General features: G+C 35.8%; 16 protein-coding genes. 8 read left to right on the forward strand and 8 right to left on the reverse strand.

Annotated elements, in window-relative coordinates; translation table 11 throughout:
- Nucleotides 1–100 precede the first annotated feature (100 nt).
- Complete coding sequence (locus tag MKY80_RS01690) at nt 101–439, forward strand: zinc ribbon domain-containing protein YjdM (RefSeq protein ID WP_008176276.1); 339 nt, start codon at nt 101–103, stop codon at nt 437–439.
- Nucleotides 440–473: 34 nt separating this feature from the next.
- On the opposite strand, the gene MKY80_RS01695 is transcribed toward MKY80_RS01690, so the two are convergent.
- Entirely contained in the window at nt 474–1010 is a 537-nt protein-coding gene (locus tag MKY80_RS01695; protein ID WP_036222825.1) for a zf-HC2 domain-containing protein, read from the reverse strand.
- A gap of 103 nt (nt 1011–1113) precedes the next feature.
- The gene (locus MKY80_RS01700) at nt 1114–1752 is read right to left on the reverse strand and encodes a YfbR-like 5'-deoxynucleotidase (RefSeq protein ID WP_008176273.1); all 639 of its coding nucleotides are present in this window, start codon (nt 1750–1752) and stop codon (nt 1114–1116) included.
- A gap of 171 nt (nt 1753–1923) precedes the next feature.
- Here MKY80_RS01700 and MKY80_RS01705 point away from each other — a divergent pair, with 171 nt between their 5' ends.
- Entirely contained in the window at nt 1924–2364 is a 441-nt protein-coding gene (locus MKY80_RS01705) for a DUF2269 family protein (RefSeq protein WP_107921725.1), read from the forward strand.
- Nucleotides 2365–2410: 46 nt separating this feature from the next.
- On the opposite strand, the gene MKY80_RS01710 is transcribed toward MKY80_RS01705, so the two are convergent.
- From MKY80_RS01710 to MKY80_RS01725, 4 genes are all read right to left on the reverse strand, one after another.
- Entirely contained in the window at nt 2411–4252 is a 1842-nt protein-coding gene (locus MKY80_RS01710) for an FtsX-like permease family protein (RefSeq protein WP_090002409.1), read from the reverse strand.
- Nucleotides 4242–5003: an ATP-binding cassette domain-containing protein gene (locus MKY80_RS01715; RefSeq protein WP_008176267.1), complete on the reverse strand. Its 762-nt coding sequence runs from the start codon at nt 5001–5003 to the stop codon at nt 4242–4244. The genes MKY80_RS01710 and MKY80_RS01715 overlap by 11 nt, the downstream gene beginning before the upstream one ends.
- A 103-nt stretch (nt 5004–5106) precedes the next feature.
- On the reverse strand, nt 5107–6093 hold the full coding sequence (locus tag MKY80_RS01720) for a HAMP domain-containing sensor histidine kinase (protein ID WP_090002411.1): 987 nt from the start codon (nt 6091–6093) through the stop codon (nt 5107–5109).
- Nucleotides 6090–6779 (reverse strand): response regulator transcription factor, encoded by a 690-nt coding sequence (locus MKY80_RS01725; RefSeq protein WP_090002413.1) that lies wholly within the window; start codon nt 6777–6779, stop codon nt 6090–6092. Before MKY80_RS01725 ends, MKY80_RS01720 begins: the two co-directional genes overlap by 4 nt.
- 408 nt (nt 6780–7187) lie before the next feature.
- Here MKY80_RS01725 and MKY80_RS01730 point away from each other — a divergent pair, with 408 nt between their 5' ends.
- Entirely contained in the window at nt 7188–8150 is a 963-nt protein-coding gene (locus tag MKY80_RS01730) for a GGDEF domain-containing protein (protein ID WP_253734875.1), read from the forward strand.
- Here the strand turns inward: MKY80_RS01730 and MKY80_RS01735 are convergent.
- Nucleotides 8145–8573, reverse strand: coding sequence for a bacterial transcriptional activator domain-containing protein (locus MKY80_RS01735; protein WP_253734871.1), 429 nt, complete (start codon nt 8571–8573; stop codon nt 8145–8147). The genes MKY80_RS01730 and MKY80_RS01735 overlap by 6 nt on opposite strands.
- A gap of 435 nt (nt 8574–9008) precedes the next feature.
- Complete coding sequence (locus tag MKY80_RS01740; RefSeq protein WP_008176258.1) at nt 9009–9281, reverse strand: response regulator; 273 nt, start codon at nt 9279–9281, stop codon at nt 9009–9011.
- Between the two features lie 494 nt (nt 9282–9775).
- Between MKY80_RS01740 and MKY80_RS01745 the strand changes: the two genes are divergently transcribed.
- The 5 genes from MKY80_RS01745 to MKY80_RS01765 all read left to right on the forward strand — a co-directional run bounded on the left by MKY80_RS01745 (nt 9776) and on the right by MKY80_RS01765 (nt 15145).
- On the forward strand, nt 9776–10534 hold the full coding sequence (locus tag MKY80_RS01745) for a 3D domain-containing protein (protein ID WP_008176257.1): 759 nt from the start codon (nt 9776–9778) through the stop codon (nt 10532–10534).
- Between the two features lie 123 nt (nt 10535–10657).
- Nucleotides 10658–11209, forward strand: coding sequence for a superoxide dismutase family protein (locus MKY80_RS01750; RefSeq protein WP_008176255.1), 552 nt, complete (start codon nt 10658–10660; stop codon nt 11207–11209).
- 274 nt (nt 11210–11483) lie between these two features.
- Nucleotides 11484–12476 carry a TAXI family TRAP transporter solute-binding subunit gene (locus MKY80_RS01755; protein WP_089985935.1) on the forward strand — a complete coding sequence of 331 codons (993 nt, stop codon included), beginning with the start codon at nt 11484–11486 and terminating at the stop codon, nt 12474–12476.
- 114 nt (nt 12477–12590) lie between these two features.
- On the forward strand, nt 12591–13109 hold the full coding sequence (locus MKY80_RS01760; RefSeq protein ID WP_089985936.1) for a DUF1850 domain-containing protein: 519 nt from the start codon (nt 12591–12593) through the stop codon (nt 13107–13109).
- The gene (locus MKY80_RS01765) at nt 13106–15145 is read left to right on the forward strand and encodes a TRAP transporter permease (RefSeq protein ID WP_008176249.1); all 2040 of its coding nucleotides are present in this window, start codon (nt 13106–13108) and stop codon (nt 15143–15145) included. Before MKY80_RS01760 ends, MKY80_RS01765 begins: the two co-directional genes overlap by 4 nt.
- Nucleotides 15146–15376 lie beyond the last annotated feature (231 nt).

Genomic DNA, 15376 nt, shown 5'->3' on the forward strand with positions numbered 1-15376 from the left:
AACAAAAAATACGAACAACCTTTGCTTATTATGGACGACTATGTAAAGATAGGAGCATATAGAGGATTTATCTAGCAAAAAGTAAAAGGAGGAAGCAGAAATGGCAGCTTATCCAAATTGTCCAAAATGTAATTCTGAATACACATATGAGGATGGAACGAATTATGTATGTCCTGAATGTGCGCATGAGTGGAGCATGGACGCAACGGAATCAGAAACAGATGCACTTGTTGTCAAAGATGCAAATGGTAATCTGTTAGCTGATGGTGATTCAGTTACGGTTATTAAGGACCTAAAGGTAAAGGGGAGTTCTTCCACTTTAAAAATAGGAACGAAGGTAAAAAGCATTCGCCTTGTAGAAGGGGATCATAATATTGACTGTAAAATTGATGGCTTTGGCGCTATGAAATTAAAGTCAGAATTTGTGAAAAAAGCATAGTGAATTGAAAAAGCGTCTAAACTCACACGAATGTTTAGACGCTTTTTTTATTAGTATTTATTTTAAAAATTTTGCGTAATAAAATGGCAAAGGCCGCACCTACTAAGGCAAAAATCGTATGTAAGAGAGCGATATAGCCTGCTCCCATCAAAAGTGCCCCAAATTCTGTTAAGGAGTAGGTGGTAATATAGAGCTCATTCGTAAGGTTGTCGATAATCGCCCAAACAAATACAGGCACAGAGCTAATGATAAAAACAATCCAAATGTTTTTATAGAAAAGGTAAGACAGACAACCGAAAATGGCATACGAAATGACAAAGCCCATTTGATTGCCAAGTAACGATGAATTAATGGCAAACATGAAAGAAAGTACAATAAATATAAGATGAAAAAAAGATAACGTTTTTTTCATCGGTATGTATTCTTTTTGAATTGGTTTTGAGCTAAAGAGCTGCTGACAGTGCGAACAACTTGCTAAATGCTGCTCTACATATATTAATGTTGGTGCTTGGAGCATTTGTTTCTTATATAACGGTAATAAATCTTCTACAATTGGGCAATCTTCTGACAAAACTCTCCCTCCATTCAATTACCTTTCATTATACGATTTTTTTAGAGGAAATAAAAAAAGCCTTCCTGAACTTTTCATTCGGAAAACTTGTACATGCACCTGACTATTTGGCTGTTAGTACTTCATTTGTTAATGCTTGAATATCAATATGGGTTTTTTCCTGTACGGCGTCTTTTAATATTTCAGTGCGGAAATATTGGACAGTTGCTTCAAGTGGAATGGCTAAAAGCTTCGATAAGGCATTTTGATACATATAGACGAATTCTTTGTCAGTATTACCTCGCTTTAATTCTGCAAAAGCTTCATAGAATTGGTCCAGCTTATCCGCAAATTCAAGTAGACGCCCTTCTATCGTACTATCCTTGCCTTCTTTCATGCGCTCAAAGAAAATGGCTTGAAATTCCTCTGGGATTTCATTGCTAATAAACTTTTCCATCATCTTTTCTTCCACATGTGCTAGCATTTGCTTGAGCTCGGGGCTAGCATGTTTTACTGGGGTTTTAATGTCACCAATAAAAACTTCAGCAAAGTCATGATTAATTGTTTTTTCATATAAAGATTTCCAATCAATCTGTACGCCATTCATTTCTTCTAATGTCGCGAAAAACATCGCATATTGTGACACTTTCCAAGAATGTGCTGCCACATTATGTTCTTCAAATTTAAATCGCCCAGGGCAACGAATAATTCGTTCTAAATCATTGAGGCTTGTAAAAAATTGATGAATTCCTATAAAAATCACTCCTTTTGTTCTATAAGTGCATGTTACTATAAACAATACCCTCTTTGTAAGATTTTCAAACAATTTAACAATGATTCAATTTGTGTTTACAAAGGATTCACAATTATTGAATAAGCAGACGAAGGTTGAATGCTATAATGTAGGGGACTGATGAAAAGGGGAGTACACATCATGTTTTCCATTTATACGCTTCTTCTTTATATACATATTTTAAGTGCGGTTCTTTCGATTGGGCCATTGTTCGTTGTGTTAACGATTGTAAAAAAAATGCGTACAGCTTCAAATGGTGAAATGCCACCATATATAGAATCTTTTAAAGGGGCTATTGCCATTGTCAAACATTCAGGACATGTACTTGTAGTATCAGGTATTTTACTAATGTGGCATGCCGGTTACCATTGGGGTACTTCGTGGATTGTTCTCACTTTCCTCGTGATGCTTGCATCCATAGTATTTTTAGCCAGAGCGTTTAAACCAACATTACGGACTTTTAATACACCAGCATATAATCACCAACGATTTGTTGCTCTATTGCAGCGTAAGACGTGGATGTACATTTTGCTATTGCTCATTATGTTATGGCTAATGGTGGCAAAGCCAATTGTTTGGTAACGAGTCCTTTATTATTGAAAAATCGCACCCCGAGGAGTGCGATTTTTTAGTTTACTAAACGTTTGAAATAGCTTTTTCTTATCCATAAATAACTGATGAGGAACAGCACAAAGAAACAACAAGAACTGGCAATGGAAACTTGTAAAAATGCTGTAGAGACCATTGTACGCATAGCTAATAAAATAGTAAGTAATAGCAAAATTGCTATTGTGAACGGTACAAATATAAGAATGGCCAATTCCTTTGCAATAACAGAGGCTAATTCTTTTTTAGACAGTCCTAGCTTACGAATGCCCATATATTTTTCTTTTTCCTGTAACAATGTTGTTTGTAAATAGAAGTAAAGTATACTCATGGCTGCACTTAAGAAAATTAAACTTAACATAGAGCCAATGAAGAACATAACGCTTTTAACAAACATTTCCGAATCATATAAGTTGATTTTGGATGTAACGTAACGTTCACCAGGTAAGGATGGTATATCTTCGGTAATGGTCTTTGCTAATTCTGTATGAGCTGTCCAATTTTCTAATTCATAAATATAGGTTTTATAAACAGGGTAATCAATCGACTGATAAATAGAATCTGGCACAATGAAGTAAGTTTCCTGAAACCCTGTAGATAGTAGGTTCTTTTCGTTAATTTCAGCGAGTTTGAATGATTTTATATAACGGTCACTAGCATTGTTGGTTATCGGTGCTATACCATGATTCCCAGCAACGGCGATAAATTCATTTTCATTAAGGCTGAATTTCTTTTGTTGTAGCAGATTGTAATCAGATAATGACATATAGCCAAGGCGTTGATTTTCATCTGATTTAAATTCAATAAAATACTTGTTTGCTTTTACTGTTGCTAGCTTCGTTTCAAGTTTGTCTAAATCCTCCTTTATTAAACTGTCTTCAGCTTTTGGGTCCGCGATATATTGAAAGCTATACGGATAATTTCCTTCACTATCTTTCTGAACATTGTAATAAGAGCTAAACAAAATGCTTGTACATAGGAATACGCCACTTAACAATATGGTAATTAGAAATAGCATATTGGCATGGGATTTCATTTTTGCATTTAAATTTGACGCTAAAAGCATATTTGTTTTGCGAAGGTAAGCGGGAGACTTCTCAAATATTTCCAGAAATAGACGTAAGCCTTGAGCAATGACTAAATAAATCGTGCTAATAATGCTAGCGAAAAATAATAAATAAAAGAAAACACTTAAAGACTCTACAATGGCATGCTCAATATTTAGTAAATAAGCTAAAAGGGCGGTCATTACTATGCTAGCAGCTAATAAAATATAATGTGGTTGAATTGATTTTTCGATAACAGTATCACTTTTTAAAAGCTGTATGGAGGCTTCCTTATTAATCAATTTAGTGACGATTTTGGAAATTACCATAAATAAGATTAAAAATAAACCTATTGTTAAACCAATTGCCTGCAGAGGTATATACATACTAAATGTTTCTGCTTTTAACACTACTTTAGCGGCCATCAAGAACAGGGGAGTCATGACAAGACCGAGAACGATTGCTGCAATAATCGCCATAATTCCAATGAATAGGTTTTCGCGGAATATTAACTTTCGTACTTGTTTCATGGAAGCCCCTGTAATCATAAAAATGCCAAGAGTTTTAGACTTTTTGCGTAAAAATGCCATGATCGAATAGATGATATAAATAAATGAAAATAAATAAACAAGCATACTAGCTAGCATTAATGAAATGCCAAGTGTTGAGTCAGGATCTAGGCTTTTTAAGCTGGGATGAAAGACGATTACAGAAAATAAAAAGAATATAATGATGGAAAACATACTGCTTAGAAAATAAGACACATAAGTCCATTTATCTCGTAAAATATTTTGGATAACAATGTGGTTAAAGGTCATGTTGCCCACCACCTAGAAAAGCAAGAGTGTCCATAATTTCTTGATAAAATTGCTTGCGATTGTTGCCCCGATGTATTTCATTATATAATTTTCCATCCTTGATAAATATAATACGATTGGCAAAGCTTGCTACGTAAGGATCATGTGTCACCATGAGAATGGCAGTTTGTAGTTCTTGATTGATGGAGGTAAATAAGTCCATCACATCATTGACGGCTTTTGAGTCCAGATTCCCTGTAGGCTCATCTGCTAACAATAAGCTAGGTTCATGGATAACAGCACGAGCAATAGCTACTCGTTGCTTTTGCCCACCTGAAATTTCATAAATCCGTTTCGGTAATAGCTCCTCAATTCCAAGAAATTGCGCTACATGCTTTAAACGTTGACGCATTTTGGCGCTAGGTATGCTATCTAATGTTAGCGGCAATAAAATATTTTCCTTTACCGTTAACGTATGAACAAGGTTAAAATCCTGAAAAACAAAGCCTAATTCAGAACGTCTAAATTTTGCAAGGTCCTCATCATTTAAAACATAGGGATTTCTATTATTAATAACAATATCTCCAGCAGTGGGGCGATCAATGGTGGATACACTATTTAAAAATGTTGTTTTCCCACTTCCGGAGGGCCCCATGACTGCTACAAACTCCTGTTGCTGTAACTGGAAATCAATGCCTTTTAATGCCTTGTAGGTAATCTCCCCGATATATTCTTTTTGCAAATTGGTCACTTGAAGAATGATGTTTCCCAACTTGGAACAACTCCTTTAAATTAATTTGATAGCTATAGTATAAAAAAGGAGCGATCAATAACCCATTTCACTTGATGACGGGAATATGACAAAGTTGTCATATTCATTTTATAAGACTGCTTGAGAAATTGATGGAAAACTTAGTGTGATCATGTGAGGATTGCAAGGTGAAGGGATGGTCTAGTATAGTTAAAACCTTTTTCACTAAAAATAATCCTATGCCTGTTGCTTCTCCATTTGTTCGTCCTTTTTTGCCCGTATAAAACAAATCAAAGACACGAGAAATTTCGTTAGTAGGGATTGTCTCACCACGGTTATCGATATGCAAAAAGTCGTTGTCATAATCAATATGGACAGTGCTTGCAACTTCACTGTATTTGACAGCATTATTTAATACTTGATAAAGAACAACCTTTAACCATTTACGATCGGAGTATATCATTTGATCTTCTGCCAGCGTTAATTTTGGGAAAACCTCTTTTGTAATAAAATAATCTTTCAAATCATTCACGACTTCTTTTACAAGCTCTTTTAAAAGAATAGGCTCAATTTTTAAATCAGCTACTAAGTTTGAACTACGCTCATACGTTAATAGCTGATTGAGTGTAAATGTCAGCTTATCACATTCTTTACTAATGGTTTGCCATTGCTGTAATTCGTTAGAAGTCATGGTGGACGCTGATTGTGTAAGTAATTGAATAACAGATAGCGGTGTTTTCATTTGATGTGCAAAATGTGATAATACGAGATGCTTTTCCTCCGCTTGCTCCTCTAATTGTTGCTGTTGCGTTAAATGTAAATATTGCATTTGTCTTAGTTTTTCACTATAGGCTTGTTCGATTGAAGCTTGGGGCTCATACAGATGAAGGTCGTCCCTCGATAGATCTTCTTTTTCTAAGTGTGTATATAGTCGTCTCCTTCGGTAATAACGGCCAACAAGCCAAAGGATAAATAGAAAGCTAACGAGAAAAATAAAATAAAAATAATGCGCTGTTAAATCATCTAATGCTTGAATCATCCAAGGTAAGAGTAGGAAGCTGATACCATAAAGAATAATAATACTCATATGATCTTTAAAAAACAGCTTCATTTTTCTTCCTCCACAAGTTGATAACCTAGGCCGCGAATGGTTTTAATTTCAAGCTGAGAGTGGATAGCTTCGAATTTTCTTCGTAGACGACCAATGTTCACAGATAATGTGTTTTCCTCCACAAAGGTTTCATCATCCCAAATAGCACTTAATAGTTTTTGGCGAGCTACAACATTTGGATAGGCTTCGAACAGTAGTTTACTGAGCTGCATTTCTTTTAAAGTTAGCAGGCTCTCATTGCTATCTGTTTGGAGACGGACTGTGTCTGGGTTTAATGTGGTATTGGCTATTGTAATGGTGGATGTATCAAAGGAAGCATACTCACCATATGTACGCCGAAGTAAACCATTCACTTTTGCCATAAAGACATCTAGTGAAAATGGTTTAGTAATAAAGTCATCAGCACCATTTTCAATACCATATACTTGATCGATATCATTGACTCTAGCTGAGACAATGATGATTGGACAAGTGGAAAGCTGACGAATTTTACGTGACCAAAAATATCCATCAAAGGTCGGGAGATTGATATCCATAATGACTAAATGTGGTTGGATGTCATTGAACTCTTCTATGATGTGCTGAAACTGTTGCACTGTATGGCATTCAAACTGATATTTCGATAAATGTTCGACAATCAGTGAAGCTATATTGCTATCGTCCTCTATTATGTATATTTTGTACATATCTATCGACCCTTCCTTCGCTCTTTACTTTATAATGTACCCTTTTACCATAAATCTATAGAAGAATTGTACCTTGGAACATCAAAAAAGAGCTACCACAAACTTACTTGAAGCTATTTTTAAATAAATTCCCTGTTAGACCTTTAGAATTATAAAGAATACTTTAAGTGTGAACAGAAAGAACTAATCGAGATGTATGCTTTCTTTGAATTCAAGCGCTTTACTCAATAAAGTAAAAAATACCCAGCTGTTAAGTTTTCTTTAAGAAGTATGACGTATGATGATTGAATAGATATATTAAATTTTAAGTTAAAACATAGATAAGATTTAACGAAAAAATCATCTCAATGGGAGAAATGATCTATTGTGGGTAAATTCAAGTTAAAGTTATCATTTCTTATTGTTTGTATGACAATAATGGTTGTACTGGCGACATCTGGTGTTAGTATTTGGAGTAGCTATCAAAGTTTTAACGAAATTTTGATGGAACATTTTATGCAAGATACATACGTAAAGGGATCTTCTGCAATTAAAGACGGCTATCTAGAGGACTCGATGAAGGAAGATATTACATTAGAACCATTTTTGGAACAGGTAGCTTCAAATGAAAAGATTATTCCTTTTAGCCTGTTTCTTAAAAAGGTTTTTGTCCCTATCGTTTTAGTCATTGCTATAGTAGTGGTGCTCGCTATATGGCTAGCATTAAAAATAGTACGCCCCCTAAATGAGCTTTCGACCATGATAGAAGCTGGCGAAAACGGGCAGGGGAAAGAACATATTGCTGATTGGTATGATGAAGCAAAGTTGCTGAAAAAAAACGTACAAAATATGATGATTTGCGCAGAAAGTAAAATTACTGATTTAACGGATCAATTAAATTTAGACTCATTAACAGGTATTCCGAATCGCAGAATAATGGATCAAACTCTCCATGAATTAATTATTAATAAAGTTCCGCATTCAGTTATCTTAATTGATCTAGATGATTTTAAAAGTATAAACGATACGTATGGTCATACCGTGGGGGATGAAGTATTAAAAGCTTTCGCTCATCATATGCAGCTAAATATGGAGGAGCAAGGTATGTGCTTCAGGTATGGCGGAGAAGAGTTTATGATTATTTTGCCTTCAAGGAGTATAGATGAAGCGGTAGAACTTGCAGAAAGCTTGCGGGTTAAACAGGCCTTACAGGAAACTGCGTGTGGTAGACCTGTTACAATGTCCGCCGGAATTACTGCTTTTACACCAAATGTACAGAGCCCAAATCAATTGATAGAAATTGCAGATCATGCTCTGTATAAAGCAAAACAGTCAGGGAGAAATTGTTTATGTGTAGTACGGAATATGAGACAAATGATTATTAAATCATGAGTAAAAGCATGCTGGCTTTCTACACCAGCATGCTTTTTTGTCGTCACTCTTGGTTGTTGTTTCCTTCATAGGCAAAACATTTAACTTAGACAATAGAGTACGTTTAAAAGAACGGTAAATTTTTATAGCCTCTGCTCGGTTCCCAATATTAGCATAGTGCTTGATTAATTGCTGGACAGCTTGATCGGAATATGGATTTAACTTTAAATCTATAAGTAACGAACGTTCTAGGTTTTTGACATCCTGAACTTGTTCATAATAATGGGCTAGTTCTTTCAGTAATTGAGTAAATAATTTATTCATCAAATTTGCTTTACTAGCAATCGGGTAGGCCATCGTAGCCATAAATTCTCCACGATAGTCTTGAAGAAGTGCTTCAGCCCTTTCGATATCCAATTTTCCGGTTTGTTCTTTTTTATTCAAAATAATCTCTAAATCATTAGCGTCACATTGAATATGGTCTAATGTTAAAATATAACACCCGTTTGTATAATCGATTACCTCTAAAAAGCCCTATGCTGAAAGGGAGGAGCGAAGGTATGAGACGGTGGTATGCAGTTGAAGCCTTGCTTTATTAAAATCAGTATAATAACTCCATAGATTATCAATAATAGTGTCACGAGGCACAGGGGTATTGAGATGTAAAAAAAGTAGTGCAAACAATTCTTTCGTTTTAATAGTCCGCCAATGAGAGGTTTTCCTTCATAGGAAACAACAAATTCTCAGAAGCATTTTATTTTTAGCAATGGCTCTGAATGAAATCATGTTGGCAATGACGTTATTTTTGGCTCAAGAAGATCCTCAACCCTTTGAATAGTCGTCGCTAAGCGAGATGTTGAAACGGGCTTTAACAGGTAATCATTGAATGTAGTTCAAAGGCTTGAACAGCACAGTCTCGGTAGGCTGTAACAAAACAATATAGATGCTCTCATTCCACGATTTTAATAGTACGGCAATGTCTAATCCATTCATACTTTTCATTTCAATATCTAGAAATGCTACTTGAAAGTCCAAGCTCGGTCCCTCTATAAGTAGATCTTTTACAGATGTAAAAGTTTTAATAACCTCAAACCTATCAAATTTTTGCAAGTGTTTCTCCATACTAATAAGTGCTAAAGGCTCGTCGTCCAACAATATCGTCCGAATCAAAATAAAAAACACGACCTTTCATTTCAGTTTAGAGGTTATTAGATTGAGATATCTATCCTTTGTATGGATGTGTTAGGATTTGCTGCTGAGGTAAATGCTCAGTAATTTACCTCAGCAGACATATTTAATTTCCATGCATGTTGCCATGTTTACCTCACGATTTGAAAATGGTTTTGGATGAATTCTCAATTTTTTATGTCATCTATTTCTTCTTTTATTGCCCGTAAATAGTAAATATCTAATATAAAAAATACTAGTCTAAACGATGATTTTTCCATCTAATTGGACGATTTGTTAAAAAAATAATCGAAATTGTATAATTTTCCGTTTTTATAGTAATAATTCCTAATATCAGGCAGACAGTCCTGAGTTATTAATTTGTAAGCTTATTGTTGCTTGCATACTAGATTATTTGACTCTAGCGTGCTAACAGCAGACTTGCAAAAAATAATAAAATATTGGAGGTATTACTAAACATGAAGAAGAAAGCTTTAGCTTTAGCAGTAACATTGACCGTTGGTTTGAGCCTATATGCCAGTCCTTCCTCTGCGAAAGACAATTCCGGCAATATTCTATGGGCACTCCCTCAAATTTATAATTTAACCGTTGGAGAATTTCAACAATTGGCAGAAATGGATTCGTTTTGGTTTTATCCAGAGCAAGATTTAGTGAAGGACACATCAAATACAGAAAAAACATTGGAAGATGAATATGTCATTAAAGGCGGTGACACATTATTTTCAATCGCACGTAAAAACGATATAACAGTTGATGAATTAAAAGCATGGAATAACCTTGGTACAGATTTGATTTTTGCTGGTGAATCTTTAGCTATAAAAGCTTCGGCAGCTAAACCAAAACCTAAAACATCAGAAGCAGTTTCGACAAGGGTGGTGGCTTCAACAGCAAAAACGAAACCTGCGAGCGCTCCATCAAGTGGATCTGGTAGAACGTTAACAATGCGTGCTACAGCCTATACAGCCTATTGTGAAGGATGCTCGGGAATAACAGCGAATGGAACGGATATTCGATCTAATCCAAATTTAAAGGTAATTGCGGTTGACCCTCGTGTCATCCCGCTTGGCTCAAAGGTATGGGTAGAAGGATATGGTGAGGCGATTGCAGCTGACACGGGCGGAGCTATTAAAGGAAATAAAATTGATGTCTTTATTCCTACCGAGGGACAAGCTCTTCAATGGGGCGTCAAAACAGTAACCGTCAAAATTCTAGACTAAAACATGAAGGGATTTCTCATAGGAGAGATCCCTTTTGTGCATGTAACGACCTCGGTAAAATTAATAAAAAGTGCATAAGTATTGATTAACTTGGAAACCATCAGAAATAGAGGAGGTATTTTTATGAAAAAAATTAGCTTAATTAGCCTTTCTTTATTAGTTTTAGTTGGTGGTTGTAGTTTCTTTGATAAGAAAGAAGAAAAAGTACAAGTAAATGCATCATCCCCATTAACAGCTACTGCAAAAGTCATTGGTGCAAATAACGAAAGTTATGGGAACGCGTATTTTCAGGAAGAAGATAATGGTGTAATGATGACCCTGGCATTATCAGGCCTACCACCAGGTACACATGGAATTCACATTCATGAAGTAGGGAAATGTGAGCCCCCTAAGTTTGAATCGGCTGGTGCGCACTTTAATCCGACCAAAAAAGAGCATGGTAAGTTAAATCCAAATGGTTATCATTTAGGGGATTTACCCAATCTAGAGGTTGGTGACGATGGCAATGTCGATTTGAATTTCTTAGCAGAAGGGCTAACATTACAAAAAGATCAACCAAATTCGTTGTTAGACAGTGACGGAAGTTCAATTGTTATTCATGAATCAGCAGATGACTATAAAACAGATCCAGCAGGTAACTCTGGTGCAAGAATTGCTTGTGGCGTTATTCAATAGAATAGAAACTGTATCCAATCATCATTGGATGCAGTTTTTTAGTTTTCGTTATTTATATGCACTTTTTATACGGTTTTGAATTTAGAAATTATATGTTTTTTATAGGTAAAAAAAGGTTAATTAAATAATAAACTATTTTTGAAAATTAATAGTAATGATCAACAGTTGTATAAATATAATATTCAGAATTTACTATAAAATAATTGACACAATAATACTTAATTTGCTAATTTTATATAGATTGTAATTATTATACTCAATGAGGGGGAGAACGATGGAGAAGAAACAATTTAGATGGTTGCTTTTATTAAGTGCGTTTGCACTTATGATTTTAGCAGCATGTGGGACAGATGGCGGAAGTGGCTCTAAGGATACGGACGAGAATGCTTCGGAGTCATCCGAAAAGCCCAAGTTTTTAAGTCTATTAACAGGTGGAACACAAGGTACTTATTATGCACTTGGAGGTACATTTGCTGATCTCATTACGAAAGAAACAGATATTAAAACAACTGCTGAGGTGTCTCAGGCATCTGCTGCCAATATGACTGCTTTGCAAGAAGGTAAAGGCGAAATTGCATTTGTTCAAACGGATATTGCTTACTATGCTACGGAAGGAAAGCTTATGTTCGATGGAAAGAAAATTGATACAATTTCAGCTTTAGGTGCCCTTTATCCTGAAACAGTCCAATTAGTTACTACAGAAGCAACAGGTATTAAGACTTATGCGGATTTAAAAGGGAAAAAAGTGTCTGTAGGGGCACCTGGTTCTGGTACTTATGCGAATGCCGAGCAATTACTAGAGATTCATGGCTTAACAATGGATGATATTAAAGCTCAAAATTTAGATTTTGGGGAGTCGACAGATGGACTTCAATCAGGTCAAATTGATGCGGCATTTATTACTGCAGGTACACCAACAGGTGCAGTTGAAGCGTTAAATGCTACAACGAAAGTAAATATAGTTGGTGTAGATGCAGGTAAAGCGGATGAATTAATTGCTAAATATCCTTATTATGCAAAGGATACAGTAAAAGCAGGGACTTATGGTATTGCAGAAGATACAGAAACGGTTTCAGTTCTTGCTATGCTAGCAGTGAAAAAAGAACTACCAGAGGATGTTGTCTATGCTATGACAAAAGCTATCTATGATAATACTGATAAGATTTCTCATGATAAAGGTAAATTTATAAAAGCTGAAACAGGCTTAGATGGTATAAGTATTGACATTCATCCAGGTGCTCAAAAATACTTTGATGAGAAGAAATAGTCTAAACTATCACTAAAATATGAAGGGGCTCGAATTGCGTAAAGCTTCGAGTCTTTTTCCTACTATAAGGTGTGAGTATAGGCGAGTAGCTTTTAAAGTAGGGAGAAGGATAAAATGCAACAGAGGAAAGTTAGTATTGCAGTCATTTTAGTAATCTTCTGCTTAATTAGTGTAGTTATTCTTCCATTTCAAAAGGTATTCACCTTTACAGAAACGCGCACGGCAAATCCGAGAGTATACTACATACCAATTACTGAAAATGAAAAATTTCAAATTAGATATACCCATTCCATACATAATTCAGATGTATTCGAATCCTATCAACATGTAAAGGGAAATCGTATTAAGATGTTAGAGATGGAATATGAAGATTTAGCAATAGGTATGCCAGGCTATGCCGAGGAGGGCCAAACATTTATAGAAAGGGACGGCAAATATGTTCTTCAATTTGATGATCATCGAGTCATTGACAATTTTACCATTTTAATTGGCGATTTGGATGTAGATTTGGTATTCAACTATGAAGGCGTGGAATATGATTTAAAAAAAGATTTACAAAGGGGAAAATCCTATTTATTTGAAATAAGGCAATTATCTCTTTATGAACAGTGGAAAGGAGTAAGGATGAAATGACAACACAGGAAAAAGCAAAGAAAGAAAGAGTAGAAGAATTCGAGCAAATTTCTGCTGAAGAGCAACAAGCTATACTTGAAAAATATGATATTGAATCCAACGTAAGAACTGTAACAGGTATTATGAGGCATGTCATTTTCTATGGTCTTTTAGCATTCTCTTTGTTTCAACTTTATACAGCCATTTTCGGGCAATTCCCAGCACAAATCCAACGTACTATCCATTTAGGCTTTGGTTTGACACTTATTTTTCTACTATTCCCTGCTCGTAAAAAAGCACCAAAGCACAAAATTGCATGGTTTGATTATTTATTGGCTTTGCTTTCAATAGGGGTAGGGTCGTACTGGTCTATGAACTATACTGAGCTTGTGAATCGCAATGGCTCTATAACACAAATGGATTTTATTGTAGGTCTTATTGCTGTTTTATTAGTGCTTGAGGCCGCTCGTCGCGCAGTCGGGCTTCCAATTACGATTATTGCAGCATGTTTTTTAATCTATGCTTATTATGGTCCGTATTTTCCGGCATTTATGGCACATAGAGGACAGGATTTAGAGAGTATTGTAAACCTTATGTATTTTACAACAGACGGGATATTCGGCACCCCAATTAGTGTGTCAGCCACTTTTATATTCGTATTTTTACTCTTTGGAGCCTTTCTAGTGAAAACAGGGGTCGGTCAGTATTTTAATGATCTAGCCGTTTCGTTGGCAGGTAAATTAATAGGCGGCCCAGCAAAAGTAGCAGTCTTTTCTAGTGCTCTACAAGGTACCATTTCGGGTAGCTCTGTAGCCAATGTCGTAACATCAGGCTCCTATACGATTCCGATGATGAAAAAACTAGGCTATCGTAAAGAATTTGCAGGTGCAGTTGAAGCGGCAGCGTCAACTGGTGGTCAGCTAATGCCACCAATTATGGGGGCGGCGGCTTTCCTAATGGTAGAGTTTATTGGTCGTGGCATTACGTATTGGGATATAGCAAAGGCGGCAGCTATTCCAGCCCTTCTATACTTTACAGGTATTTGGATTATGACGCACTTTGAAGCAAAACGAGTTGGTTTAAAAGGTCTTAGAGACGATCAAATGCCTAATCGAAAGGAAGTATTTAAGAAAATCTATCTTTTATTACCGATTGTTGCGATTATCGTACTAATGTTAACGGGGACACCTGTTATGCATGCTGCATTGTATGGAATCATTATTTCCATAGGGGTTGCTATGTTTAATAAGGATACACGGCTTAAACCGATGGACGTGATAGAGGCATTGGTCGAAGGTGCTCGTACTGCGTTAGGTGTAGTGGCAGCAACAGCTTGTGCAGGGATTATTGTAGGGGTTGTTGTAAAAACAGGACTTGGTTTAAGTCTAGCCAATAGTTTAGTAGCTTTGGCTGGTGGTAGTATTATCTTGACATTAATATTTGTGATGATTGCTTCACTTATACTTGGTATGGGTGCACCAACTACCGCAAATTATGTGATTACATCGACAATCGCAGCTCCAGCGATTGTAGCATTATTATCGCCGAATACACCGCAAGAGTTAGTACCATTAGTTGTATTACTATCGGCTCACTTCTTTGTGTTCTATTTTGGTATTATTGCAGACATTACACCACCTGTAGCGTTAGCCGCCTTTGCAGCATCAGGTATTTCAGGTGGCGATCCTATTAAAACAGGTGTGAATTCAGCAAAGCTTGCTATTGCGGCATTTATTATACCGTATATGATTGTCTTTTCACCGTCTTTATTAATGATTGATACGACAGTACCACAAATAATATGGGTTGTATTTACTGCTATTACAGGAATGGTTGCCATCGGTTCGGGTGTTATTGGGTATTGGTACCGTAAACTGTACTGGTTTGAAAGAATAATTGTTTTAGTTGCTGGTTTATTACTTATTTATCCAGAGAAGTTCTCGGATTGGGTAGGTTTAGGCATCTTTATTGTCATGTTTGTGATTCAAGTATTATCCCATAAAAAGGGTAGTCACAATGATCATACAAATGACAAAACGGATGTGACTGTATCGTAAATTTTTGATGTAATACAATAGTAGTCTGCTCTAATAATAGCTGGCCCACGGTTTCAGTCAGGTGCTAATAGGCAGACTTTTTTTATTATTTGGAATTAAAAGGAATAATTTGTATCTCGATTGTTCTAAAAATGAGATTGATTTTATATTAATAATGCATAATGAGTATAATTTGTTGCGTTTTATCGAAGTCCTATTGTATAATTCTTTTATCAGAAAATTCAATTAAAT

This window comes from Lysinibacillus sp. FSL R5-0849 (assembly GCF_038595075.1).
Lineage (GTDB): Bacteria > Bacillota > Bacilli > Bacillales_A > Planococcaceae > Lysinibacillus > Lysinibacillus fusiformis.